This window comes from Vibrio sp. SCSIO 43155, assembly GCF_023716605.1.
In the GTDB taxonomy this organism is placed as follows: Bacteria; Pseudomonadota; Gammaproteobacteria; order Enterobacterales; family Vibrionaceae; genus Vibrio; species Vibrio harveyi.
Map to the genome: position 1 here is coordinate 2,107,980 of NZ_CP071853.1, position 24,626 is coordinate 2,132,605.

At 45.2% G+C, this 24,626-nt stretch carries 25 protein-coding genes; 14 read left to right on the plus strand and 11 right to left on the minus strand.

Annotated elements, in window-relative coordinates; all coding sequences use genetic code 11:
• Positions 1 to 49 precede the first annotated feature (49 nt).
• Positions 50 to 835: an EAL domain-containing protein gene (locus J4N44_RS26265; RefSeq protein WP_017189730.1), complete on the plus strand. Its 786-nt coding sequence runs from the start codon at positions 50 to 52 to the stop codon at positions 833 to 835.
• Between the two features lie 142 nt (positions 836 to 977).
• Positions 978 to 1,670, plus strand: coding sequence for a helix-turn-helix transcriptional regulator (locus J4N44_RS26270; protein ID WP_005447305.1), 693 nt, complete (start codon positions 978 to 980; stop codon positions 1,668 to 1,670).
• Between the two features lie 240 nt (positions 1,671 to 1,910).
• Here J4N44_RS26270 and J4N44_RS26275 read toward each other — a convergent pair whose 3' ends face one another.
• A complete protein-coding gene (locus tag J4N44_RS26275; protein WP_252045462.1) occupies positions 1,911 to 2,657 on the minus strand; it encodes a hypothetical protein in 747 nt (248 codons plus the stop codon).
• 187 nt (positions 2,658 to 2,844) lie between these two features.
• On the opposite strand from J4N44_RS26275, the gene J4N44_RS26280 reads away from it, so the two are divergent.
• The gene (locus J4N44_RS26280) at positions 2,845 to 3,174 is read left to right on the plus strand and encodes a DMT family transporter (RefSeq protein WP_005428450.1); all 330 of its coding nucleotides are present in this window, start codon (positions 2,845 to 2,847) and stop codon (positions 3,172 to 3,174) included.
• Positions 3,175 to 3,190: 16 nt separating this feature from the next.
• A complete protein-coding gene (locus J4N44_RS26285; RefSeq protein ID WP_069217807.1) occupies positions 3,191 to 3,820 on the plus strand; it encodes an HAD-IB family hydrolase in 630 nt (209 codons plus the stop codon).
• Between the two features lie 56 nt (positions 3,821 to 3,876).
• Here J4N44_RS26285 and J4N44_RS26290 read toward each other — a convergent pair whose 3' ends face one another.
• Positions 3,877 to 5,055, minus strand: a complete 1,179-nt coding sequence (locus tag J4N44_RS26290) for a lytic polysaccharide monooxygenase (RefSeq protein WP_038898300.1) — start codon at positions 5,053 to 5,055, stop codon at positions 3,877 to 3,879.
• Between the two features lie 215 nt (positions 5,056 to 5,270).
• Positions 5,271 to 5,711 (minus strand): Lrp/AsnC family transcriptional regulator, encoded by a 441-nt coding sequence (locus J4N44_RS26295; protein ID WP_009695964.1) that lies wholly within the window; start codon positions 5,709 to 5,711, stop codon positions 5,271 to 5,273.
• Between the two features lie 147 nt (positions 5,712 to 5,858).
• Here J4N44_RS26295 and J4N44_RS26300 point away from each other — a divergent pair, with 147 nt between their 5' ends.
• The 3 genes from J4N44_RS26300 (at position 5,859) to J4N44_RS26310 (ending at position 9,652) form a co-directional block, all read left to right on the plus strand.
• A complete protein-coding gene (locus tag J4N44_RS26300; RefSeq protein ID WP_009702356.1) occupies positions 5,859 to 6,443 on the plus strand; it encodes a LysE family translocator in 585 nt (194 codons plus the stop codon).
• A 280-nt stretch (positions 6,444 to 6,723) separates the two neighbouring features.
• Positions 6,724 to 8,646 carry a S9 family peptidase gene (locus J4N44_RS26305; protein WP_101959765.1) on the plus strand — a complete coding sequence of 641 codons (1,923 nt, stop codon included), beginning with the start codon at positions 6,724 to 6,726 and terminating at the stop codon, positions 8,644 to 8,646.
• 232 nt (positions 8,647 to 8,878) lie between these two features.
• Positions 8,879 to 9,652, plus strand: coding sequence for a siderophore-interacting protein (locus J4N44_RS26310; RefSeq protein WP_252045463.1), 774 nt, complete (start codon positions 8,879 to 8,881; stop codon positions 9,650 to 9,652).
• Positions 9,653 to 9,721: 69 nt separating this feature from the next.
• Here the strand turns inward: J4N44_RS26310 and J4N44_RS26315 are convergent, their stop codons facing one another.
• The 3 genes from J4N44_RS26315 to J4N44_RS26325 all read right to left on the minus strand — a co-directional run bounded on the left by J4N44_RS26315 (position 9,722) and on the right by J4N44_RS26325 (position 12,158).
• A complete protein-coding gene (locus J4N44_RS26315) occupies positions 9,722 to 10,591 on the minus strand; it encodes a LysR family transcriptional regulator (RefSeq protein WP_005447289.1) in 870 nt (289 codons plus the stop codon).
• A 68-nt stretch (positions 10,592 to 10,659) separates the two neighbouring features.
• Positions 10,660 to 11,172: a GNAT family N-acetyltransferase gene (locus J4N44_RS26320; protein WP_252045464.1), complete on the minus strand. Its 513-nt coding sequence runs from the start codon at positions 11,170 to 11,172 to the stop codon at positions 10,660 to 10,662.
• Between the two features lie 188 nt (positions 11,173 to 11,360).
• Complete coding sequence (locus tag J4N44_RS26325) at positions 11,361 to 12,158, minus strand: arylamine N-acetyltransferase family protein (RefSeq protein WP_252045465.1); 798 nt, start codon at positions 12,156 to 12,158, stop codon at positions 11,361 to 11,363.
• A 291-nt stretch (positions 12,159 to 12,449) separates the two neighbouring features.
• Here J4N44_RS26325 and J4N44_RS26330 point away from each other — a divergent pair, with 291 nt between their 5' ends.
• The 3 genes from J4N44_RS26330 (at position 12,450) to J4N44_RS26340 (ending at position 16,017) form a co-directional block, all read left to right on the plus strand.
• Entirely contained in the window at positions 12,450 to 13,598 is a 1,149-nt protein-coding gene (locus tag J4N44_RS26330) for an S-(hydroxymethyl)glutathione dehydrogenase/class III alcohol dehydrogenase (protein ID WP_005434809.1), read from the plus strand.
• Between the two features lie 188 nt (positions 13,599 to 13,786).
• Positions 13,787 to 14,626: an S-formylglutathione hydrolase gene (fghA, locus tag J4N44_RS26335; protein WP_005447282.1), complete on the plus strand. Its 840-nt coding sequence runs from the start codon at positions 13,787 to 13,789 to the stop codon at positions 14,624 to 14,626.
• A gap of 200 nt (positions 14,627 to 14,826) precedes the next feature.
• Positions 14,827 to 16,017 (plus strand): BamA/TamA family outer membrane protein, encoded by a 1,191-nt coding sequence (locus J4N44_RS26340; protein WP_252045466.1) that lies wholly within the window; start codon positions 14,827 to 14,829, stop codon positions 16,015 to 16,017.
• Positions 16,018 to 16,066: 49 nt separating this feature from the next.
• On the opposite strand, the gene J4N44_RS26345 is transcribed toward J4N44_RS26340, so the two are convergent.
• Positions 16,067 to 16,435, minus strand: a complete 369-nt coding sequence (locus tag J4N44_RS26345; protein ID WP_017189737.1) for a DUF805 domain-containing protein — start codon at positions 16,433 to 16,435, stop codon at positions 16,067 to 16,069.
• Between the two features lie 276 nt (positions 16,436 to 16,711).
• On the opposite strand from J4N44_RS26345, the gene J4N44_RS26350 reads away from it, so the two are divergent.
• The 3 genes from J4N44_RS26350 to J4N44_RS26360 are packed head-to-tail and all read left to right on the plus strand — an operon-like array spanning position 16,712 to position 18,682.
• Entirely contained in the window at positions 16,712 to 17,173 is a 462-nt protein-coding gene (locus J4N44_RS26350) for a putative pterin-binding protein (RefSeq protein WP_005447276.1), read from the plus strand.
• Between the two features lie 2 nt (positions 17,174 to 17,175).
• A complete protein-coding gene (locus tag J4N44_RS26355) occupies positions 17,176 to 18,267 on the plus strand; it encodes a GGDEF domain-containing protein (RefSeq protein WP_005447275.1) in 1,092 nt (363 codons plus the stop codon).
• A gap of 10 nt (positions 18,268 to 18,277) precedes the next feature.
• Positions 18,278 to 18,682, plus strand: a complete 405-nt coding sequence (locus J4N44_RS26360) for a hypothetical protein (protein ID WP_053053284.1) — start codon at positions 18,278 to 18,280, stop codon at positions 18,680 to 18,682.
• Between the two features lie 87 nt (positions 18,683 to 18,769).
• Here the strand turns inward: J4N44_RS26360 and J4N44_RS26365 are convergent, their stop codons facing one another.
• The 3 genes from J4N44_RS26365 to yidD form a co-directional block, all read right to left on the minus strand.
• On the minus strand, positions 18,770 to 19,567 hold the full coding sequence (locus J4N44_RS26365) for a Cof-type HAD-IIB family hydrolase (protein WP_005447273.1): 798 nt from the start codon (positions 19,565 to 19,567) through the stop codon (positions 18,770 to 18,772).
• 150 nt (positions 19,568 to 19,717) lie between these two features.
• Complete coding sequence (locus J4N44_RS26370; RefSeq protein WP_005447272.1) at positions 19,718 to 20,683, minus strand: DUF3137 domain-containing protein; 966 nt, start codon at positions 20,681 to 20,683, stop codon at positions 19,718 to 19,720.
• A 31-nt stretch (positions 20,684 to 20,714) separates the two neighbouring features.
• Positions 20,715 to 21,065, minus strand: a complete 351-nt coding sequence (gene yidD / locus J4N44_RS28235; protein WP_079401627.1) for a membrane protein insertion efficiency factor YidD — start codon at positions 21,063 to 21,065, stop codon at positions 20,715 to 20,717.
• Positions 21,066 to 21,311: 246 nt separating this feature from the next.
• Between yidD and J4N44_RS26375 the strand changes: the two genes are divergently transcribed.
• A complete protein-coding gene (locus tag J4N44_RS26375) occupies positions 21,312 to 22,991 on the plus strand; it encodes an RluA family pseudouridine synthase (protein ID WP_252045467.1) in 1,680 nt (559 codons plus the stop codon).
• A 213-nt stretch (positions 22,992 to 23,204) separates the two neighbouring features.
• On the opposite strand, the gene J4N44_RS26380 is transcribed toward J4N44_RS26375, so the two are convergent.
• On the minus strand, positions 23,205 to 24,545 hold the full coding sequence (locus J4N44_RS26380) for an MATE family efflux transporter (protein ID WP_005449001.1): 1,341 nt from the start codon (positions 24,543 to 24,545) through the stop codon (positions 23,205 to 23,207).
• Between the last annotated feature and the right edge of the window lie 81 nt (positions 24,546 to 24,626).

Here is a 24,626-nt window from a genome sequence, read left to right on the forward strand (position 1 = left end):
TCTGTCATCTAGTATTTTATAAAAACGTTTGCCTAAGGAATAAAAACAGATGACTATAAAAATAGAAGAAATATCAATTGACAATAATATTGTTAGTGTTTTCTGGAATAATCAAAATTTTGTCAGCCTTGAGTTCAAGCTTCAGCCAATCGTAGATCCAAAGAACTATAAGATTCACGGTTATGAAGTGCTGTCTCATTTAGTTAATTCAAGTGGGGAGAGGTTGAATAGCGAGGAGTTTTTTGAATATATCAACGATGAGTTCATAAAAAAGATTTTTCTATGTCAAATCAGATTCTTAAATGACAATTTATCTCAGTTTAACCTAAATATATCACTCAACCTACCTCTTAGTTGTTTACTTGATTCATCCTTCGTTGATGAAGTCATAGAAAATACTGAAAATCCCATCATCATCGAAGTGACGAAGATAGAAAGTATTAAAGAGGTCAACGCTGCCAAAAGAAACATCGTTAAGCTCAAAAAACAAGGACACCAATTCTGGTTGGACGACTATCATCATGATGAGAAGCTCAAAACCTCTGCGTTGCAATGCATTGATTGGGATGCAATAAAACTCGATAAGAGTTACTTGCTATACCAAGATGGCTTGACCATGATCGGAATGCTGATTCCTCTACTTAAATTCCATAGCAAGAAGATCATTGTAGAAGGTGTAGAAACATCCTCTCAACGAGTCGCATTTCTTCATCCTGAGGTCTTTCATCAAGGTTACAACTATTATTACCCGCTCTCACTCTCTGAAACTCTCGATTTATTGAACTTTAGAGAGATAAAGGAAACACATCGATTCGAAACAGTTTTGTCCGCGTAGACTTGTTTATATTCCTATGAAAAAAGTTACATTTAAAGCGCTCAAATATCAAAGTCCACAGTTATTAATAGAAGCATACGTCTCTCGGCATTTATTAGTCAGAGTGTCCAATGCGATAGGCTTTGTTAGTGTGAGTGGTCGAATGATACAGATTAAAGGAAGGGACATTATTTATGTTCCCGCGCACTCTAAATGTTGGGTCTCACTTAGACCAATCAATAAGGAAAAAGAAATAGAAGTTGAACGCTTCACTTACACAGAAGAAATGCTAAGAGTCATTGTAGATAATTATTACTTCTTCGATTTTGGAACGGGAGATGATCAAGAGAAGTTATTTAATACAAATGACTACTTCGACTCTTCGATTGAATATTGTTTATCTGACGTTTCGTCATGTATGGTTCACTCAATCAGCGTCTTCGCACTTACGTCTTTTTTAAGCAGTTGTAGTGAGTTCGATAAAGCGAACATTTTATCGTCTGTAAAGCTCATAAATAAGATGACTAACTGTATTCAAGCAGACACTGAGTACCCATGGACGTTGGAGAATGTTTCGATAAAAACAGGGATCAGCAAGAGTTACTTATTAACTGAGCTCAAAAACTCGAACATTACCTTTACCCAGTTAACCAATAATATCAGGTTAAAAAAGTCAGTTTCGCTCATTATGTCAGGTATGTCGATCAAGCAAGCAGCGATCAAAAGTGGGTTTGGGTGCCCTAATTACTTTAGTCGGGTGTTTAAGAGACGTTATGGGGTTCAACCGAGTCGACTGATCAAGTCGTCCGGTTTTGTTGATACTGATGGTTTGGACTTCATCAAAGCCAAGCTGTAATCATCCAACGTCATCTATTGCGTCCAAGACCACACTTTTACTCCCCCTTCTAGAAGCGAAAATCGCAGTTAATTGGCGCTGTTAGTCACAAGAAAAACGGGGGGAAGAAATATCTCTTCCCCCCAATGCGCAAAGGGTCTTGGTAAAGCGCAAATAGAATTGAAGTCATGACCTCCGAGCCAGTCTCCCAACCGTTACTCAGAAATGAACCTAGTCACCACTTCAATATTCAATAAATCGTTATTGGATAGAGAGTGTGTTTTGTTTGCGATTATATTCGAAGCGATGGCTTTGCTTAGCGTGGTCTTTTACTTCCAGACCTTCCATCGTACTTGTGCCCTTCTCAAGTCGAACTTGATCACCGTTCAACTCGACAATCAGCTTTTCGTAATGACTGCTTTGATTTGCGTCTTCATATTGCAGTCGCACTGTGTAAGTGCCTTTACTCTCGTCATATTCTGCCTGATAGCCTTCATTGAATGCTTTAATACTGATGCCTTCAGGGTGGACCACCATGGTGATACGTGTTGGTTTTTCACTGAACTTGTAGGTAGAGATACCAAAGCGTGTTTCAATGATTTCTTGTTCATAATAGAAGTGCGCAATTTCCTCTGGTGTGCTCACCATTACCATATCAGGCGAAAGACGCATGAGATGGTATTTCCAGAATGAAGAGGTTTTGCTGTCACCGACATTGGGCACTAGCGCTTGCAGCTCTTCTAAAGTGCTCACGTTAAACTCCCACAGTAAACCCAAAGAAAGTCTGTCTAGGGTATAGGTGACTTTGCGCGATAAGTTTTCTGCTTCAAAACCAAGTAAATCATCGCTGATTGCATCAGTAATAGAGTGATGGAGCAAATCGATCCCATCCACTTGATAGCTTGCTCTAGGGTCTTTGAGCTTGGGAATTGAATCCGTTGACATCCCTTCACCGCCACACCCACTCAATGCCAATATCACCGCAGTCGCCGCTATCGCTTTATGCATCAATACACGCTCCTCTCTAAAGACGGCGGCAGTGTAACGACTACAACCAAGACTTGGTGTAAGCGTATGTAAGACGACACTATTATTACATTTAAGTAAAAGTTATTTGATTTTTTGCAGGATTATCATTTTATTCGACATCAATATACTAAGCGCACTCCACAACAACTGAAGACGAATGATAACAATGAGCTGGTTTTTCTTACTTTTAGGCGTGGGCGCAGAAGCCCTTTCACATGTTGCACTTAAAGCGACTGACGGTTTTAGCAAGCCACTGCCAGCAACACTAGTTTTGCTGGGTCACTTGGCAGCATTTGTCTGCTTAGCACAAGCAATGAAAGGCGGTATGCCTGTGGGTATCGTTCACGCACTTTGGGCTGGCTTAGCTATCGTATCTGTTACCTTAATTTCTCAACTAGTGTATCGCCAGCATATGGATACCAGCCTTTGGATTGGTATGGCACTTATCGCTGCAGGCGTGATGGTGATAAACTTCTCCCACGGACACGCACATTAACCCTTAAGGCAGTAGATTGTCAGATTCTCGAAAGCCCGCTTTAGCACTGTTTGATTTTGATGGCACCATCACCGATGAGGACATGTTTAGCCTGTTCCTTCACTACTCGGTGACGGGTCCACGCAAGTGGCTAGGCAACATTATCATCTTGCCATTTTATGCGATGTACAAAGCTGGGTTCCTCCCTGCTAGACGAATGCGTCCAATCGCCAGTTTTGTTGCCTTTGTGGGGCGACAAACCGAAGAAGTGAAAACACTAGGAGCACGGTTTGCTCAAGAGATCATCGTGCAACACATCCGCCCTGAAGCCAAAACACGATTAGATTGGCATCATGCTCAAGGAGATACGATCGTAGTCGTTTCTGCATCACTTAACGCCTACTTAAAACCTTGGTGCGACACTCAAGGTTACCACTTGCTGTGCAGTGAACTCCTTGGGAACAGCAAACGCATTAGCGGGCTCTATCACAGTAAAGACTGCTGTTTGGAAAGGAAAGTCGAACGCGTTCAAGCAAAGTTCGACGTTAGTCAATATCAAGCCATCTACGCGTATGGCGATACACATGAAGACATCCCCATGCTCAAATTGGCAAAGCATGCCACGATGAATTGGCAACCTTGGTCTGCTAGTCGTTCCGACAGTTAAAAACAAGAAACCCTTCTCAATCGAGAAGGGTTTTATTTATTTGGGAAGAAAGAATGCTAGCGCCAAACGCCCCATTCACCTGTTGTTCCAGGTTCTTCGCCACGAGTCCACCATTGTGCGGTCCACTCACGACCATTGTGCGTTACGACATCGCCTTGGTTGTACACCGCGTCTTTGCTCCAAAGATTGGTTGGCTCGACTGGTGGTTGAGTATCGCCTTTAATCAACGATAATGCGTAACTAAAATTGGCACTCGGAGCCAATACTTGGTTCGCATAAACATTGTTCGTATCGAACATGTAGTGATTCATCGCTTCATGCCAAATACCTACATACCAATCACCAGTTTGCTGTGAGTTAAATTGATCTGCCAGTTCTGCTGCCCATGTCGTCGTGTTATTGGCATTAATAGGGAGTGAAAGGTCGACGATCTCAGTACCTGTTTCATTAAACGTACGAAAGCGCACGGTATCACCCGCCTCGACAGGACCAAACCCTTGTGGAACAAAATAGCCAAGTGACGTGAGGTTATTACCCGGATCGGTGGGATCGACAGGGTCAGTTGGTGGTGTGGTGCCATTACCATTCAACGTAATATCACTACAGTTGTAGAAACCTTCACCCGCTACATCAATACGCTGCCAGCGAGTGTAAAGGATCGCATCACCCGAACGATCAGCAGGGAAGGTCACTTGCATGCGGTAGCGTTTTTCTGCATCAACATAAACGTCACCAGCCGTATCGATCAATTCTAAATCGTCCCAAGTAAGAGGTTGCGTGTCGTCATAAGTTGGCTTGGAAAGGTAGAACTCCCAATAAGAAGGGTTATGTGGAGCTTTGCCATAGAACACCAATTCAATTTGGTTGTTGGCGTCTGGGGTGACATTGGTACGCTGCCAATTTGGCGATGGAATGTTTAGACCTTTTTTCGCCGCATCGCCTGCAGAACACAGCTCTCCATCACGAACGATTGCTTGTACATGTGCCATATCACGATAATTTGGCACGTTAGCCGCCACTTCACTGCGCTGAACAAATGGGTATGCCCCCGACTCGTCATAAGCAGCCTGACACGCTTGGTTTGGAATTTCATTGGTCCAAAAGCCACCGTCTAAATAACAGGTATTTTGACGTGCGCTTGGAAACTCGACCCAGCCGTGGGCATTAACATTAAATGAGCTTAACGCTGCAATCGCGCCCAAGCTCACTAGGGGAAGGGTTACGTATGATTTCATCATTCATCCTTAAATTTTCTATCACGCTGCTCGCGAACCAAGCAACGACGTAGAAAAACTAGCAGGATGCGATTATTTAGAAGGTGAGAATAAATGCTGGAATTGTCAGATTGTAGCCTGCTTTCCAGCATTTTATGTGGACTGCAGTCATACTCGACTCACTCTTTCGAGTCACTTCAAATTGATGTGCTACAACACAATGTTCCCTATAGTGGTTATCGTTCATCTTTTGGCGTATCCATCACCACCATGGTCGTGATTGCTTTGACATGTTCGCATTCACCAAGCACGTCTGCATGAAACGCTTTGTATGCCGCAAGGTCTTGAGTTTCGACACGCAACAAATATTCATTTGCCCCTGTGATGTTATGGCATTCCACCACCTCATCAACAAAACGTACATGATCTTCAAAACCGAGCTGCGCTTGCTTTGAGTGCGACGCTAAACCTATCGACACATAAGCGACAAAACCAACGCCCATTTGCTGATTGTCCAACACTGCGCGATAGCCTTTGATAGTTCCTTTGCGTTCGAGGTCTTGTACGCGGCGCAAAGTAGCAGACGGCGACAATCCAACGCGCTCAGACAGCTCTACATTGGAGATTCTTCCGTCCGATTTCAGTGCTTGCAATATTCTTTCGTCAAATCTATCCATAATGTTCTTTTGTTGTTTAAGCGAAGCATTTTCATCAAATAAAAGCACAAAATTGATGACACTTCTACCTATCATTGTGTTTGACCGGTCAGAAAACGTAACCCCTTGCCCATCACTTTGTGGCAAACATATTTGTAGGAACACACTATGGAATACTCTCAACTTGGTGCACTCGCGCTGTTTGCGTTTGTCTCGACCTTCACTCCGGGTCCAAACAACATCATGCTCATGACATCTGGCGCCAATGTCGGCTTTAAACGCACTATCCCCCATATGCTGGGGATTACCCTCGGCTTTGGCGCAATGCTGATCTTAGTTGGCATTGGCTTGATGAGCTTGTTCCATGCTTACCCGATCACGCATAGCATTCTTAAAGTATTGAGTCTGACTTACTTGCTGTACCTAACATATAAAATTGCCACCAGCAGTAAAACGGAAGTCAACGATGATTACCGCCCAATGAGCTTTTTAGGTGCAGTAGCATTTCAATGGGTCAACCCGAAAGGTTGGTCAATGGCATTAACCGCAATCACGGTATACAGCAGTGGTGGCTCTTGGCTAGAACTGGCATTCATCGCGGGTATTTTTTGCCTCGCGAATCTGCCTTCCGTGACCTTTTGGACCGCTGCTGGTATCCAGCTTCAGCGCTGGCTTACTACCTCCAAACGAGTGAAAGGATTCAACTATGGCATGGCAGCACTTTTGCTTTTGTCGACTATCCCAATGATATAAATGACAAAACAGCGAAAGATAAGTGTGACTTATGCCAAATTTCGACTAGTCCCTTGTTCGGTAAGTACAAAAAATCGCCACTTCCAAGGATGGATTGGGTCATAGTAGCAACAGCAGTGACAAGAATATTAAAAACCCTCAAACATAAGCCCTATCGATATATTCGATTTTGGCTTTTCTTTCACTGCTTTGTCGCTTTTGTTCTTTAATAGCGACTATCGATTCATTCTGACCGACAAGCACGATGCTGACAGGTCCGTCACACAAGGAGCGTTATACAATGCGTACTCGCAAGCTTATTCTTGCTACCGCTTTTGGTCTACTACTCGCGGGTTGTAGCCAAACTTCAACCACGACGACTGCCGAAGTTATCCCACCGGAATATCCCGTAGATTACTTCTTCCGTAATGCTGAAGTCTCTAGCTACCAAATCTCCCCTGCTGGAGATTACATTTCAATGATGAAACCATGGCAAGACCGTAAAAACGTATTTGTTCATCCAGTTGGTAAGCCAGAGGATGTGAAACGTATTACGTCAATTACTGGTCGTGACATCGCTTACTACTACTGGGTTGGTGATGACACCATTATTTACTCTCGCGATACGGGCGGTGATGAAAACTTCTATCTCGTAACGGTCAATGTCAAAACGGGTGAAGAGCAAACCATTACACCTACATCTGGCGTAGTGGCTTATGTGATCGACACTTTAGAAAGCCAACCAGATGACATTCTTATCACGACCAACGAACGTAACCCGCAAGTGTTTGATGTTTATCGTCATAACTTAAAAACGGGTAAGAACACGCTTGTGGCTCAAAACCCAGGGAATGTGCGTTACTGGGGTACAGACCACGATGGGAACATCCGCGTGATTTCAACTTCAGACGGCGTAAATACAGCGGTTCTGTACCGTGATACCGTGGATGAAGAGTTCCGTCCATTGAAGAACCTCACCTTCAAAGAAGACTTCTCTCCAATCTCATTTACACCAGATAACAAGAACCTGTACGTTGCCTCACGTATCACTCGCGATAAATCAGCGATCATCGAATATGATGTGAAGGCTAACAAAGAAGTGCGCGAGATCTTCTCTCACCCAGAAGTGGACGTCACCAGTGCAAGTTACTCAAATGCACTCAACAAGCTCACAACGATCTCTTATGTGACAGACAAACGTCAGTACCATTTCCTTGATAAAGGTTATGAAGAGACTTTTGAGCGTCTGCAAGAAAAGCTACCGGGTGTTGAAATCTCGGTGAACAACACCACTCGCGACGAGAGAAAAATGATCGTCGTGACCTACAGCGACACCGACCGTCCTAATTACTACTACTACGATCGCGATTCAGACCAACTTGAGAAGTTAGCTGCAAACGCACCTTGGCATAAGCCTGAAGACATGGCGAAGATGAAGCCAATCACATATACCGCTCGTGATGGTGAAACCATCCATGGCTACTTAACGTTACCAAAAGGCCGTGAAGCGAAAGACTTGCCACTGCTTGTTCTGCCGCACGGTGGTCCTTGGGCTCGCGATCACTGGGGCTTCCAACCAGAAGTTCAGTTGTTTGCAAACCGTGGTATTGCCGTTCTACAGATGAACTTCCGTGGTTCAACAGGTTATGGTCGTGAATTCTGGGAGAAGTCATTTAAGCAATGGGGTCAGTCGATGCAGGATGACATCACTGACGGCGTTAAATGGGCGATTGACCAAGGCTACGCACAAGATGGTGAAGTATGTATCTACGGCGCATCCTACGGTGGTTACGCCACATTAGCTGGTGTGACGTTCACGCCAGACCTATATAAGTGTGGTATCGACTACGTTGGTGTGTCCAACCTCTTTACTTTCATGGATTCCATTCCACCATACTGGGCACCATTCCTAGCTATGCTGCATGAGCAAGTTGGCGATCCGAATAACCCAGAAGATGCGAAGATGATGAAAGCATACTCACCGGTATTCCATGTTGACCAAATCAAAGCTCCATTATTGGTTCTACAAGGCGCGAAAGACCCGCGTGTAGTGAAAAGCGAATCTGACCAAATCGTCAATGCTCTTCGTGAACGTGGCGTCGAAGTGGAATACATCGTGAAAGAGAATGAAGGTCATGGCTTCCGCTCTCTTGAAAATCGCCTCGATGGTTACCAAGCGATGGATCGATTCTTGAAGACACATTTATTAGATCAAACGCAATAAGCAACCTCTCATTCTACCAAGGGCACTTCGGTGCCCTTTTTTATTCTTTAAACCCAAATCTTATAAACATGGATGACGAAGTGTTCATTCGGGCGAGGTCTGTCGGAATTAAATCGCCGATTTTCACATCAGAGTGTAAATTTAGATAAAGACGCTATCTGCCTTACTGAGATGCTGTTAATCTTAGATGAGAAAGAGAATAGTTATCAAACGTAGTGAAATGTGAATTAAAATGAAAAAGAAACCACAACCAAAAAGCCTCGTTGTTATCAACACACAAACAGTAACGCCTAACATGCAGCGTATTACCCTGCAAGGCGAAGCACTAGGCAACTTTCCACAAGATTGCGAAGGCAGCTACATCAAGCTGCTGTTCAACGAAACAGGCGGTACTGACATCCAAGGCTTTTCTGAAGAAAACCGTCCAGTTATGCGTACCTACACCATTCGTCGCTTCGATCCACAAGCATGCACGATTGAAGTCGACTTCGTTCGCCACATTACTAAAGACCTACAATGTGGATTTGCAGCGCGCTGGGCGATGTCCGCAAAAGAAGGCGACACCATCAATATCGCCGGTCCTGGCAGTATCTCGAACCTAAACACTGAAGCCGACTGGTTCTTTATGGCTGCGGATATGACGGCGTTGCCAGCGCTATCAGCGAAGATTCGCACTCTGCCAGAAGACGCAAAAGGCTATGCCGTGATCAGCGTGATTTCTGAAGCGGATATCCAAGCTCTCGAAGCACCAGCAGGTGTGGAAACCCATTGGGTCACCGAGCAATCACTCGAAGATAAAGTCCGCGCACTAGAATGGAAAACGGGTGAAGCAGCAGTGTGGTGTGCTTGTGAGTTCGACTCAATGCGCGCGCTACGCCAATACTTCCGTAACGAAAAAGAAGTGGAGCGTGAAAACCTTTACCTCAGCAGTTACTGGAAACAAGGCGTATCAGAAGATGGTCATAAGGTCATCAAACGCGAAGATGCCGAGCTAAACGAACAGTGATTTAAGAGCGCAAAAAAAGCTAAGTAACAAGATTTGCTACTTAGCTTTTAAACACATAAATACCTATTTCTAATTTAGGCTCTCAGCCAAGAAATCAATCAGCAGACGAACTTTAGGTGAGAGGTTACGGTTTTGCGGATAGAGCGCCCAAATACCTTCGCGATCGTCTCGGTAATCGGTTAACACTTCCACCAGCTCGCCATTGTCTAACGCCTCTTGCACGTAGTAGTCCGGCAGCTGCACCAAACCTAAACCACGTTTTGCCGCATCGACCAAAGCAAAACCACTATTGCATTTGATTCGGCCAGAGACACGCAGAGACTTCTCACGTTTTTGCTCTTTGAAGTGCCAATAGTCAGCGGTACCCACCAAGCATTGGTGATGACTCAGTTCAGACAAGGTATGCGGCTCACCAGAGCGCTCTAAGTAAGCCGGGCTGGCACACACATACAGCTGACGCGATGAAAGGCGTTTAGCGATCAAGCTCGAGTCTTGCAAGCGTCCCAAACGAATCGCCACATCGACACCTTGCTCAATCAAATCGAGCTTTTGGTTAGTAAGAATCAGATCGAGATTTACTTGCGGGTACTTTTCTAAAAACTGGTGCAGCAGCGGAGCAAGATTCATTTCCCCATAGGTCACGGGCGCAGTCACTTTGAGCACACCTTTCGGTTCGGCTTGCATCTGAGTTACCGCCAACTCAGCTAACTCTAACCCTTCCACAAGGTGCTTACACTGTTGGTAATAAAGTTGACCAGCTTCAGTTAACGACACTTTACGCGTAGTACGATGAAGCAATTTCACTGCCAAGCGTTCTTCTAACGCTGATACACGACGGCTGATTTGCGCGACCGATGTTTTGAGCTTATTGGCTGCGCCGGTAAAGCTGTTGGTTTCTGCGACGGCGACAAATTCGCTGACGCCTTCCCAATTCGCCATGATTTTGATCCTATGGAATTCAATTTATTGCGTATTCTCACACAAAGTTAATCGCGGAGAAAACCCGTTTAAAAAGGATAGCCGACTAAATGAACCGTCTGTTGTGGCCAAACAATTTTCAGAGAGCATACCATGGTGTCATCAGTACTGACCCAATGATTTGGGGCAACTTTTATCTTCAAATTATTGATGGGTGTATAACCACTGGATCGATAAACTGGCGTGCGACCAAATAAAACAGAAAATGCGTCGCCTCGCTCCAATGCATCCTGATGAACCGCTTCCAACAAGATTTTCACCAGCCCTAACCCGCGAGAACCAGGGTCAACACAGACTTCTGCAATACCACTAATGGGAAAAGATTGATCATCAATCATGACTTGTTTTTCGTGTACGGCAACATGGGCAGCGAGTTTATCGCCATCCCAAATCAGATAGCGGTGACGAGGTATTTCATTGAAATAACGTTGAGTTTGAAAGATTTTGTCTTGCTCCTTGGTGAAGCAAGTGGACAGCAAAGCTCTTAACTTAGCATCGAGTTCTTGGGTGACTTCATCATCAAGCAAGTATTCAAAGCGCATGATTTACCTCATTTATTCTTCAAGGTTAAAAGTAAACCTTTGAAAACTCACTTACTGAGATATAGCGCAAATAAAAAAAGCGCAGGTTGAGCTGCGCTTTCCATTTTTGAGCCGATAAGTAAGGAAATTAAGCGTAACGCGATGCTTGAAGTCTCATTTCGAGCACGATTCCCCCTCAGTTACGACTCTTACACTGGCTTTAAAGATGAGTAATCAGCATCAAGAGCGATACCAAAATGGGTTTTAAGCGCAGATAGATACGTTTCTCCCGCTTCCAGCTCAATCTCAACGACCTCACCATTTGCTCGGTACTTTAAACTGTGATTGAGCAAAGTAATGATGCCGCTATCTGTCGCCAACGCTGCAACTCGACTCGAAGTGAAATGGGAATTTGGTGAAGTCGATGTGTAGTGATTGCCGCATACGATGTCACCGTCAAATACGTGCTCAAAGTCTAAACTATACAAATCAATCCATTGCTCAGGGTCATCATAGGATTGAACTTGCAACATATAGCCAACCAACTCATGTTCGATAAATCTGAATGTTTGAAGGTCAGTATAAATGGCTTGGTTGAGTACAAAGGGTAGTGGTGCGCGTGGCGTGTTAGAACCGAACCCCACATCAACGATCCACTTATCTTCCCCCATGGTCACCAAAGTGAATTGATGCGTTCGACCTGATGGTGTGCCAGACAAATGAACGCGCCCCAACAACGGTCGTGCATCAAAGCCGATGGTTTTCAGTACATTAAAAAGTAATGCATTCAATTCATAGCAATAGCCACCACGCTCGCGATAAATCAGTTTGTTAATAATGTCTTGTTCAGCAACTGAAATGCCACGCCCAAGCGCAATATCAAAGTTCTCAAAAGGCAAACGACGATGCTGAGCATTGTGTAGTAATAACAAAGTATCAGTATTGATATTCAGCGATTGAGAGATACCTACTTTCTTTAAGTAGGCTTGAAGATCTGTTTGGTTCATACCCATTCCAATTCAACGTTTTTACGGTGGCAACAACACTAAACCCTCAACTGCACTTGAGGTCAAACACCAATGCGATTTTTGTCATTCTTCTTAACCTCACTCGCACTAACAATGACGTTATCGAACTCATTATTACACATACGTAAAAATCATTTTCAATTTAGCCGGATTATCATTTTTCATGAAACACCTAAAATGGGCACCAACAAAACGACGCAGCGCAGTGAACAAACCTCAACTACGCTTATGACGTCACTCCATATACTGAGAATATAAAGGAAACATCCAATGTCGCTTGAAATCAAACCTGGTCAAACTCACATTAAATCAAAAGCAATGGTTGCATGGGCTGCTGGCGAGCCACTTAAAATGGAAGAAGTTGATGTACAACTTCCAAAAGCGGGCGAAGTGCTAGTACGCATCGTAGCAACTGGTGTTTGTCACACTGACGCATTCACACTATCAGGTGACGATCCAGAAGGTATCTTCCCTTCAATCCTTGGTCACGAAGGTGGCGGTATCGTTGAAATGGTTGGCGAAGGCGTAACAAGCGTTGAAGTTGGCGACCACGTTATCCCACTTTACACCGCTGAATGTGGTGAGTGTAAGTTCTGTAAATCTGGCAAAACTAACCTATGTCAGGCAGTTCGTGAAACTCAAGGTAAAGGTCTAATGCCAGATGGCACAAGCCGTTTCTCTATCAACGGTGAGACTATTTTCCACTACATGGGTTGTTCTACTTTCTCTGAGTACACGGTTCTTCCAGAAATCTCACTAGCGAAAGTAAACAAAGAAGCACCACTTGAAGAAGTTTGTCTTCTAGGTTGTGGCGTAACCACTGGTATGGGTGCGGTACTAAACACAGCTAAAGTTGAAAAAGGCGACACAGTTGCTGTATTCGGTCTAGGCGGTATCGGTCTTTCTGCAATCATCGGTGCTCGTATGGCTGGTGCAAGCCGCATCATCGGTGTAGACATCAACGAAAGCAAATTCGACCTAGCGAAACAACTTGGTGCTACTGATTGCATCAACCCAATGAAATTCGACAAGCCAATCCAAGACGTTATCGTTGAGATGACAGACGGTGGTGTTGATTACTCATTCGAATGTATCGGTAACGTAAACGTGATGCGTCAAGCACTTGAGTGCTGTCACAAAGGTTGGGGTGAGTCAGTAATCATTGGTGTTGCTGGTGCAGGTCAAGAGATCTCAACTCGTCCATTCCAACTGGTAACTGGTCGCGTATGGCGCGGTTCTGCTTTCGGTGGCGTTAAAGGTCGCTCTGAGCTTCCAGAAATCGTAAACCGTTACATGGCTGGCGAGTTCGGTCTACAAGAATTCATCACGCACACGATGGGTCTACAAGACGTGAACGAAGCGTTCGAACTGATGCACAAAGGTGAATCTATCCGTACCGTTCTTCACATGGATAAATAATCCAAGATAACGGTTCACGTAATATGACTGATATTTGAAAATTTGAAACAGGCTCTCTTCTCTCTTGGACACGTTTTCTTTTGGGAAGAGAGCCATCCGCTGTCTTTAACGGTCTTGTCCACCGTTAAAAATCATTGTTTTAAATACTCACAGTTTCAAACAAACATTGTTTTATCGAGAGATTATCCATGACCATTGAAAGCCTAAGCCAAGCCAAAGTATTCGGTGGTTGGCATAAACAATACACACACGAATCTCGCGCTTTAAATTGCAACATGCGCTTTGCGATCTTCTTGCCGCCAAATGCAACCAAATCAAACCCAGTGCCTGTGGTTTACTGGTTGTCTGGTTTGACGTGTACTGATGAGAACTTTATGCAGAAAGCCGGTGCGTTTCGCATGGCTGCTGAGTTAGGTATCGCCATTGTGGCACCGGATACTAGCCCACGTGGTGACGACGTTGCAGACGACGAGAACTACGATTTGGGGAAAGGCGCGGGTTTCTACCTAAACGCCACTCAAGAGCCGTGGTCGCGTCACTACCACATGTACGATTACATCACCCAAGAGCTACCTGCGATCATTGAAAGCAACTTCCCTGTCTCTGACGTGAAGTCGATTTCGGGTCATAGCATGGGTGGTCATGGTGCAATTACCATTGGTTTGAAAAATTCAGAGCAGTACCGCTCAATTTCTGCTTTCAGTCCAATCAGTAACCCAATGCAATGCCCTTGGGGTCAGAAAGCGTTTACCGCTTACCTAGGCACCGATATTGAAAGCTGGAAACAATACGACGCAAGTGAATTACTCAAACAAGCAAAATCACCATTGCCAATCTTGGTAGACCAAGGTGATGCTGATAACTTCCTTGCTGAGCAATTGAAGCCTGATGCGTTACTGGCGGCAGCAAAAGCTCATGATTCTGAAGTTGAACTGCGCATGCAGCCAGGTTACGACCACAGCTACTTCTTTATCTCTAGCTTTATCGCTGAACACTTGAACTTCCACGCTAAGTACTTATTTGCTTAACCTTGGTTGTGACATAAGAAAAACGATAAAAAACTGAATGGTTAAATATACAAAGCCACCCACTTATTGGGTGGCTTTTTGCGTTTTAAAAACACTCACCTTCTCTTTACAAAACCACCATTGCAATTGCTCTGATTGGTGTCTAACTTGTAAGGGAACGCTATTCGCTTACTAGGGTCTATAGACCCGAATAGGACCCTATGAAAAAACCATCGTCAGTTATCATTAGTACCACCTGTTTCAGCTTTTTGCTCGCCTCTCCAATGGCTCAGGCAATCAACTTTTTTGATCCCATTGATGGGCAATTGGACATGGGAGAATATCTGGCTGAAAACGCTTATGGATTTTTGCCCGTCCCGATAATGATTACCGAGCCCGCCGTGGGCTATGGCTTGGGCTTCACTGGCGTGTTTTTGCATGAATCCGATGAGCAACGGGAGAAAAGGCGCAAACTGGCAGAAACCTCTCTCGATGGTGGTGCGCAGCTACTAACACCAGCCATTACTGCAATCGGTGGTTTCGCCACCGAAAACGGCACTTGGATGGGCTTCTTAGGGCACCGCCGGACGTGGGCGCAAGACACGGTGCGTTACCTAGGTGGAGTGGGTTATGGCGACTTCAATATGACCTTCTATCCGCAATCCACCTTGCCGGGCTTAGATAGCGTCTTTAACGGCAAAGGGTTGGATTTCGAAATAACTGGCGGTGGCATGCTCAACCATCTTCAATACCGCATTATTGATGCTCCGCTGTTTATCGGTGTGAAACAGCTCTATTTCGTCACCGATCAGAAAATCACCAACTCCCCTGTTGCCGATAAGTTATTGCAAACCCTGACCAATACCTCCCCGACTACCTCTGGATTGGGTCTGACACTGGAATGGGACAGCAGAAACAACTTCTTTAGTCCGACGCAAGGCTACAACTACAAAGCCGAATACCTTTGGTACAACGACGCGATTGGCAGTGATTACGAATACGAACAACTGGATGTGGAAGGCATTAACTATTGGGAGTTAGCGGATCGATGGTCGCTAGCGCTACGTGGTCAATACAAATCTCTTTACACTGACGAACGCTTTTTACCACCAGCGTCTTATCCAGACATTGAACTGCGTGGCGTTGCGAGAAATCGTTATCAAGGGGACGAGACACTGTCAGTCGAATCACAACTGACCTATCAGTGGAACACGCGCTGGTCGACGAATGTTTTCGGCGGCTTTGGCTACGCTTCAACCGAAGCATCACTATTCGAAAACAACGCCGAATACGCTTACGGCGTGGGCTTTCGTTACCTCATCGCTCGTCGTTATGGTCTGCAAGCAGGCATGGACTTCGCCTTTAGCGATGAAGACAGTGCAGTGTATTTCCAAGTGGGCTCAGGCATCTAAACCCACTTATACCCAGTAACCTCAAGATGCTGGATTCAGAGCCAAATCTCTACTCATGTTTCGGGTTCGCACCATATTGGTTCGAGCCTTCTTCACTGTCTTGGATGAGAAAGTACAGCAGCACTAAGACACCAATGATGGGCACAAAAGCGATCAACGCCCACCACCCAGTTCGTCCTGAGTCGTGTAAACGCCGCACGGTAACCGCAATCGATGGGATCATAATGAACAGGGCATAAATCACACCAAAGAAGCCAAAATTGTCCATTTGCATCACACTGCCGATCACTCGATCGATGATGCCCATCACTAAATTGACCAACACATTCACTAACGTAAAGTACCAATACTCTTGGCGTCTAGCCCTACCACTAAAGTTGGAGTAATTGAGGATGACCCTGTAGTACCAATCAAACATATCGCTTCTCCTAATGAGATGAAAGTGTCGCGAAAGTTAGACAACGTGAGGCAAACTGCACACAAAATAGACTAAATAATGTATTCATCCAATAGTTCTATTTTTAACTATGTCATTAACCTTGACGTATATTCCACCAACGGTTACTTTTCACCCATAACGTATTATATAAATCCATCAAGTTGGCTCTATTATTAATAAATAACCGAAATTTCTGCGGATCGGTGTAGTGACGCTATCCCGCCGAAACAAGGGCAATAAATCAAAGGGCACAAGATGAGAAAAACAGTGGCACTCGCTTTGCTTTTGTTTGCACCGACACTTTTTGCAAACACGATACAGTTTAGCAGTCCTGAGAAATCCGATGTTGTTGTGGCATTAAAAGACCTAGAGTCATTGCCTCAAACTACCTACACCACCAAACTGCCTTGGCTCGAAACGCCAGCCGAGTTTGAAGGCGTTAAGTTAAGCATCCTATTACAAAATGCATTTGGACAAGTACCCCAGCGCGTTGAAGTACGTGCATTGAATGACTACCACTCCGATTTATCTCGTGAAGATATCCTTCGTTACCAGCCAATCGTGGCGTACAAACAAAATCATAAATACATCAAGATCCGAAACAAAGGTCCCTACTGGTTGATCTATTCTATAAATAAATACCCAGAACTAGACATTGCCCCATACCATTCGCAAATGGTCTGGCAAATCAACAGGATCAGCGTGAAAGAAGAATAACAATGAAGGCGAAACCCCATCCTACAAAACAAGGTCCATTTTCGACTAAGAGTAAGTTATTGTTGTTGATTTTTTCATCGACATTGCTGCTCGCCAACATCGTATTATTGAAAGAAACCCGAGCACTTACCCAAAGCTACTCTGCCCAACAAAACCAAGCGACTTGGTTTTTATTTCATTTATCTAAAGAGTTATCGGAATTAGTGGGTGAAGCGCGTCGGCTCAATGAGAGCGTGATGAACATTGATGGAGCCGAGCTGCAATATGAGTTAGCTTGGAGCCGTTTTGATTTGCTGATCAACAACAAAGAAGCGGACTCTTTCCTATCAAGAGAAGAAGTACGCGTGTACTTTGTCTCTCTATTCGATAAATTTCAACAACTCGAACCCATCTTAGTTGAAGCCAAAACAGGCAGCAGCGTGGCTGCTAATCAGTTTTACCGCGCAACGCAAAATCTATACATGGAAATGATTGACTACGTCACCCAGAACTTCCGTGTTGCAAGCCCGCTTTATCAGCAACAGCAAGTTCGTGCGTACAATTTACTGCAAGCGCAGTACATCTTGTTGGGCATTTTCGTGCTTACCGTGGCGCTGCTGACCTACTTCTATAAGCAAGAATCAAAGTTCCACAAACAACTCGCGTTAAGTGATCCACTGACGAATCTTGCCAACCGCAGTGCTTTGTTTCTCGATTTACATCGCAAGGAAGAAACCAAAACCCCGTTTTCGCTGCTCCTACTCGATCTGAACGGCTTTAAGAACATAAACGATACGTTGGGACACCAAGCGGGTGACATCGCTTTAATCGAGATAGCAAAGCGCTTAAACGACATGGCATTGGATGACTTTACTGTCTATCGCATGGGTGGTGACGAGTTTGCCGTAATCATCAACACAACCGACGAGAACAAAATTACCGAAGCAACGCACCACGTCCATGTAGTGTTTGAGAAACCGATTCTCGCCTCCGACCAAGCCGGAGCCCTATCCACCAGTTTAGGTGCAGCGAGCTACCCGCAAGACGCCGACAACATTGACTTCCTAATCAATTTAGCGGATAAGCGCATGTACAAAATGAAATTCCAACGTTAAACGGATAACCATGATGAAAAATTTCATGCGAGCGGTGTTATTACTGCTAGTGATCGCGCTTGGTGTGTTGGCTTGGGTCTTTATCCCATCCCACGAGACAGTGGGCGCACAAACCCTCGAAGAGGCGCTCAACGACAACTACATACTGGTTGGTCATCGCATTCACTCTACAGACCCTGACGCGGGTAACATGTTCGGTTACTTTGTTGTATACAAAGGCGCAAGCACCGAAAACCTAGAGCCGTTTTTGGTGACTTCTGATCAGTTTATTCGTATGGAGCAAACCGGCGACAACATGCTAGCTCTAACCGTGAATGGTCGTATTTACCGTTATCACAATGATTTGTGGGTAGAAAACCCAGATGGCAAGCTACAACACTGGTTTGTAAGTGCGACAGCGAAATACGTACGCTAACTCATACCTGTTTGAGCCTTAGACAAACAAAAGCCCCGCTCATCAAATGGCGGGGCTTTTTTATGCTTGAGATTCGCTAAGCGGCGATTAAAGCACTTTTTCTTTGATGACCTTCATCACACCCGAATCACGGTTACTTGGTGCTGAGAAGCGCGCCACTTTTTTTACTGCTTCATGTGCGTTTTCCATCGCATAGGAATGCTCACTCACTTGCAGCATTTCTAGGTCATTGAGGTAATCACCAAACGTCATCGTCTCTTCAGGACCGAAACCCATGGTTTGTTGAAGGTGCTTGATCGCCGCCCCTTTTGACGCTTCTGCGTTCATCACATCAAGCCAGATCTTCGCACTCACCACCACTTGATGACTGTGACCAAACTTCTCACTCATTGTAGGGAATACCAATTCTTCAGAGCCACCAAAGTGACAGATTGCGACCTTGATAAATTCGTCCTCTACTGCCAGCAAATCCGGCACGTATTCACAACGGTGGTAGTATTTCTGGAACTCTTCTAACGCTTTTGGATCTTTGGTTTCGATGTAAGCCGAACGCTTACCACACAGTACAAGGTGTGTGCCTTCTACCGCACGTGCCGCTTTTACTATCTCATCGATTTCCGATTTCGGAATGGTGCAGCTATAAAGCTCTTTGTCTTGGTGCATCACCAAGGTGCCATTTTCTGCCACGTAAATCATACGGTCTTGAATTGGCGCAAACGTATCACGCAAACTATAGTACTGACGACCTGACGCTGCGGAGAATAAAATGCCCTTCTCTTCAAGCTGTAAAAACAGATCAAAAAACTCTGGGTCTAGACGACCATATTGGTCAAGTAAGGTGCCATCCATATCGGTGGCAATGAATTTGATGCTAGCTTGTGACATGACTTTAACTCAAAAGTGAAGCAGCTCAGGTCACTCTTTGAATGAAAACAAGCTGCAAAAAATAGTCACGCTAAGGTACAGGATCTTGGATGAATCTCAAGCTGAAATCACCGAGTCTTTACCGAGTTTCAGCTTGAGAATAACAGGGGATTACGCCGTTTCTACGACACTATCAGGCTCCATCATTGGTCGCATAAGATCTAAACTGCGAACCGTGCCAATCAAGAAATCCAACTCACGATAAATCTCCGCGACCGCTTCAAACTCACCCGCAGGTTCATCCAATTTAGGCTCAAACAGCTCTTTCCAATGCGAGATGGCGATGTAGAGCTTTCCGTTTACTTGAGAAAGCGACAAGCTAGAAAACTCACTTTCACGACGAAAAGTCAGCACACGCTCAATCAATTCATCCGTTAACAATTGCTTTGCCGTGTCTAAATCGTCGCTATACACCTCATACTGCTGGTCAAATTCTGGATTGCCCAGTCGGACTCGTTTACCTATTTGAATCTTGAAGAAGCTATCCCACAACTTTTCGCGCAAGGTTGGGGTATCATCACGATCAGTCAGCACAAAGGTGCAAATGTCTTCATTCATCGGAACGTCGATTTCGCAAAACAGCCCCGCAAAAAATACGTGATGCTTACTCGAACTGTCACTTCCAGAGCTGATAAGCTTTGATGCTTGAATCTCAGACATCACCACTTTGGCTTCACCGATGGTACCCGAAATAAAATCATCACTTTCGAAACCATCACAGCGGTCTAAGTACAAACCACTACGTTCAAAGGTATCTTTGTCAAGCTTGCGGCTTGGGTCCCAAGTCAGTGAAGGCTCAATGTGTGCCAACAAACTCTGCATAATGTATTGCTTGTAGGTTGTACGATACTCATTGTGCTTTTTGTTGAAGTAAGCCCAACCGCCGAGCAACAATGCCAAGAGCACAAACATGGTAGCGAAGGTGGCAATATCAAATGCCACTGCTCCAAAGAAAACACACACCGCGACACCAAGAAACTTGCGGCGACGAAGCGCTTCTAAACGTAAAGCTTCCAGCGGTTCGAGCTTATGTCGCAAATCATTTTCAAACAGAGTTTTGAGTTGATCAGTGGTCATCACATTCCTTTTTATTTACGTACAGAGTCCATTACCAACAATTGCAAGGTGAATCATTGCCACCGCTACAGGCATCACTCGGGACGCAATCCAAAGAGTTGCATCCCATATCCGTTACACAAGATGAGTCTTTGTTCTTACGCCGCTTGCGATTACGGGAAGGTTCCTCAGTTTGAAGACGCTGATGAGCATGTCTACAGCGTGTAAACTGGTCTTGAACACTGGTATAGCTAGAAAACACGCCTTTACGTTGAATTATTTTGCTGATGGCTGCAGAACAAGAATCCGTGCCGTAGTACACCGCATGAGCACAACGGAACCCTTTGTGTGGGGATAAATAGCGTTGATAAAATCGTATCAATGCCAACACCAGTTTCGACATGCTTTTCCTTTTGCATCTAATAAATCATTCGAGAACAACGCTCTTTCTTATCAATCAAAACAGTACATCACTCAAATTAATCATTTCAAACGCAATCCTAATTTCTGCGTTCTAAGCAATGAAAATCATTGAGATAAGGAGTCATAGCAAGCCGATACCGTCAGCCCAGGAGCGCCTTCGAATAGCAATCACAGCCAAAACAGGTACAATCCGTGCTCGATTTTTATTTCGCGCGGACTCACTCTCATGCACTCGCCTGAACAATGCTTTACTCGATTTTCTGCAGACATTTCTGGCTATAACTTGCCAGCGCAGTTTACGTTTCCGTTCTACTACACCCCTCACCCATTGTGTGTATTGGCTGCCGAGCAATTACAGCAGCACCTCATGACACAAACTGACTTTGTGCACGATTTTGGTCTTGAGGATGAGCAAAGTGGACGCGGTAAGATGTTCGGTGTTTTGCTAGTGCGTAATCCACAAGGTGAGATTGGCTACTTCAGTGCGTTCTCTGGCAAGATTGCCGATCAAAACTTGCTCCCTGGTTTTGTTCCACCCGTATTCGACATGTTGACGGAAGAAGGTTTCTTTCGTGGCGAGACGGATGCTATTAACGCGGCGAATGCGGAATACAAAGCCTTTGCTGCTAATCCAGAACTGGCACAACTGAAAGCAGAAATTAAAGCCGACCGCGAAGCGTATCAACAAGAAGAGAATGTCCAGCGCCAAGTGATGATTACCGGTCGTGCAGAACGAAAACAGCAACGTACGCAAGGCGAGCAAACCTTAAATCCAGAAGATCTAAAAGCGCTACTGGATGATTTGGGTAAACAAAGCGTTGCTGAGAAGAATGTGCTCAAGTACCTCAAACAAGCTTGGAACGAAAGGCTGGCAATCAAAGAAGCACGCTTAGCCGAGCTAGAACAAACACTGGCAGGGCTCAAAGAGCAGCGCAAAGATTTGTCTAATGCTCTACAACACAAACTGCATAAGCAATACCGCTTCTTGGACAACCGCAACGCAGAACGCGACTTGGTGGACATTTTTGCTCCTACTACCAATCCAGTACCACCAGCCGGTTCTGGTGAATGTGCCGCTCCGAAACTGCTTCAGTTCGCATACAAGCATGGCTACCAACCACTAGCATTAGCTGAGTTTTGGTGGGGCGTATCGCCGAAATCGGAAGTGCGCCAACACAAAAAGTTTTACCCATCTTGCAACAGCAAGTGTCAGCCGATTTTGGGGCACATGCTGCAAGGCTTGGATGTGGAGCCAAATCCATTGGCAGAAAATTGGGCAGAAGATAAAGAGTTAGAAATACTGTTCCAAGATGAAGCCATGGTAATCGTCAACAAGCCATCGGGTCTGCTTTCTGTTCCGGGTAAAACTATCAAGGATTCCGCGTACACACGTCTTCAAACAATGTTCCCAGATGCCGAAGGACCATTTGTGATTCATCGCTTAGATATGGCGACTTCGGGGATTTTGGTGTTTGCTTTAACCAAACGCGCGAACAAGAGCTTGCAAAAGCAGTTCATCACTCGCGGCGTACAAAAGCGTTATATGGCACTGCTTGAAGGTGTATTAACTGAGCCTGAAGGTGAAATCTCGCTCCCGATGCGTGGCGATCCAGATGACCGTCCACGTCAACTTGTGTGCTTTGAGCACGGTAAACCTGCCGAAACTTACTGGCAACTGATTGAAATAAAAGACAGACGCAGCAAGGTGTACATGTACCCGAAAACGGGGCGTACCCACCAATTGCGTGTACACAGTGCCCACCACATGGGCTTGAACATGGCGATGGTTGGCGACGGCTTATATGGCGAGAAAGCCAACCGTCTGCATTTGCATGCGGAGATGTTAGAGTTGGATCATCCGTACAGCAAGGAGCGTATGTGTTTCCAAGCAGAGTGTGAGTTTTAAAGTGACTCTACGTGAAAAGCAGATAGCAAAAAGGCGCTGAGTTACAGCGCCTTTTTTACGTTTAGAGCAAGTAAGAGATTCCCGACTGCGCTCCTACGTCGCTATCGGGAATGACGCGTTATAGAACAAAGTTTCCAATCACCATAGCTGAACATCGTCATTCCAGAATCGAGGAACGAGATGTCTGGAATCTCTGGTTTTTATGAACGGAAGTTAACTTACTTTAAACTTCGTCCACACTTGAGAGCGCCAGCGTCTTGCCATAATGATACCGCGCACCCATTCATCTAGAGCAATTGCCATCCAAGCACCAATCACGCCATAACCCATGTGAATGCCGAAAATGTAAGAGAACACCACACCTAAGCCCCACATGCTCAGAATACCCATCTGTACTGGGAACTTGATGTCGCCCGCCCCCTTGAGTGCCGAAATGAAGATCAGGTTAAACACGCGTCCTGCTTCTAGCACGATTGACCCCATGACCAATGCGCCCGCCAATGCCAAGATTTCTGGCTGATCGGTAAACACGCTCAGAATCTCTTCATGGAATAGGTAGATCAAACACGTCGCTGCTGTTGACGCCGCAAAGCCAATCAAAAAGTAGATCTGCACGCGTTTCAAAATGCTGGTCACCCAACCTTTGCCTATGTAGTACCCTGTCTGGATTTGCGCTGCCTGACCAATCGCGAGCGCAAACGCGAAAGAGAAACGTGCGATGTTTTGCGCATAGGTAAATGCCGCTAGCGAAGAGGTACCCATTTGCACCACAAAGTACACGATGCAGATTTGCGCCATGTTGTAAGACAGTACTTCGCCCGCGTTCATGCCACCGATTTTTAAGATCTTTTTGTAGACCTCTTTCGGAACTTGTTTGAGCTTAGACATTGGCAATTCAATACTGCTGCGTTTCAAAATCACGCCTAATAGCAAAGTACCGATCACTTGGCTGACGACAGTCGCCACCGCAACGCCTTCAACGCCATACACAGGCAAACCAAAAGGCTGGTACAAAGCAATGTAGTTACCAATGATATTGAATACACCAGAGATAAGGTTCACCACCATTGGTGAGCGTGAGTAACCATGGCTGCGCAGAATTGTGGTGAAGACGATACCAATCGTTACGTTGAACGTCATCGCACCGCTGATCAGCAAGTATTCTCTTGCGTATTGCTCAACCTGCGCCTCTAACCCGTAGTAAGGTAAGAAGAACACCGCACCGATCACAGCAAGCACACTCAAAAATGCACCGACAATAACGGACAAAGCTACGCTGGCAACGCCAACATCAACGGAGTCTTTCTCACGCCCTGCACCGTTGTATTGCGCGATCAAGATGCCCGTGCCACTACTCACAAAGGTGGATACGATGATCAGGAAGAACGTGAGCTGCGTGATAACCCCAACCGCAGAGACGGCTTTATCCGAGTAACCACTCAGCATGAATACATCACTGGTTCCTAAAGCCGTCCGTAGCAATATTTCGACAAGTATCGGCCAAGCCAATGCCACGATAGACATACGCTGGTTGATATTCTGGCTTTTAGGCATGAATTGAGACCTTTCCTACAACTAAAAACTGCCCCACAGAAAAACTGTGAGGCAGTTCAAAAAATTAGATTTATTAGAATT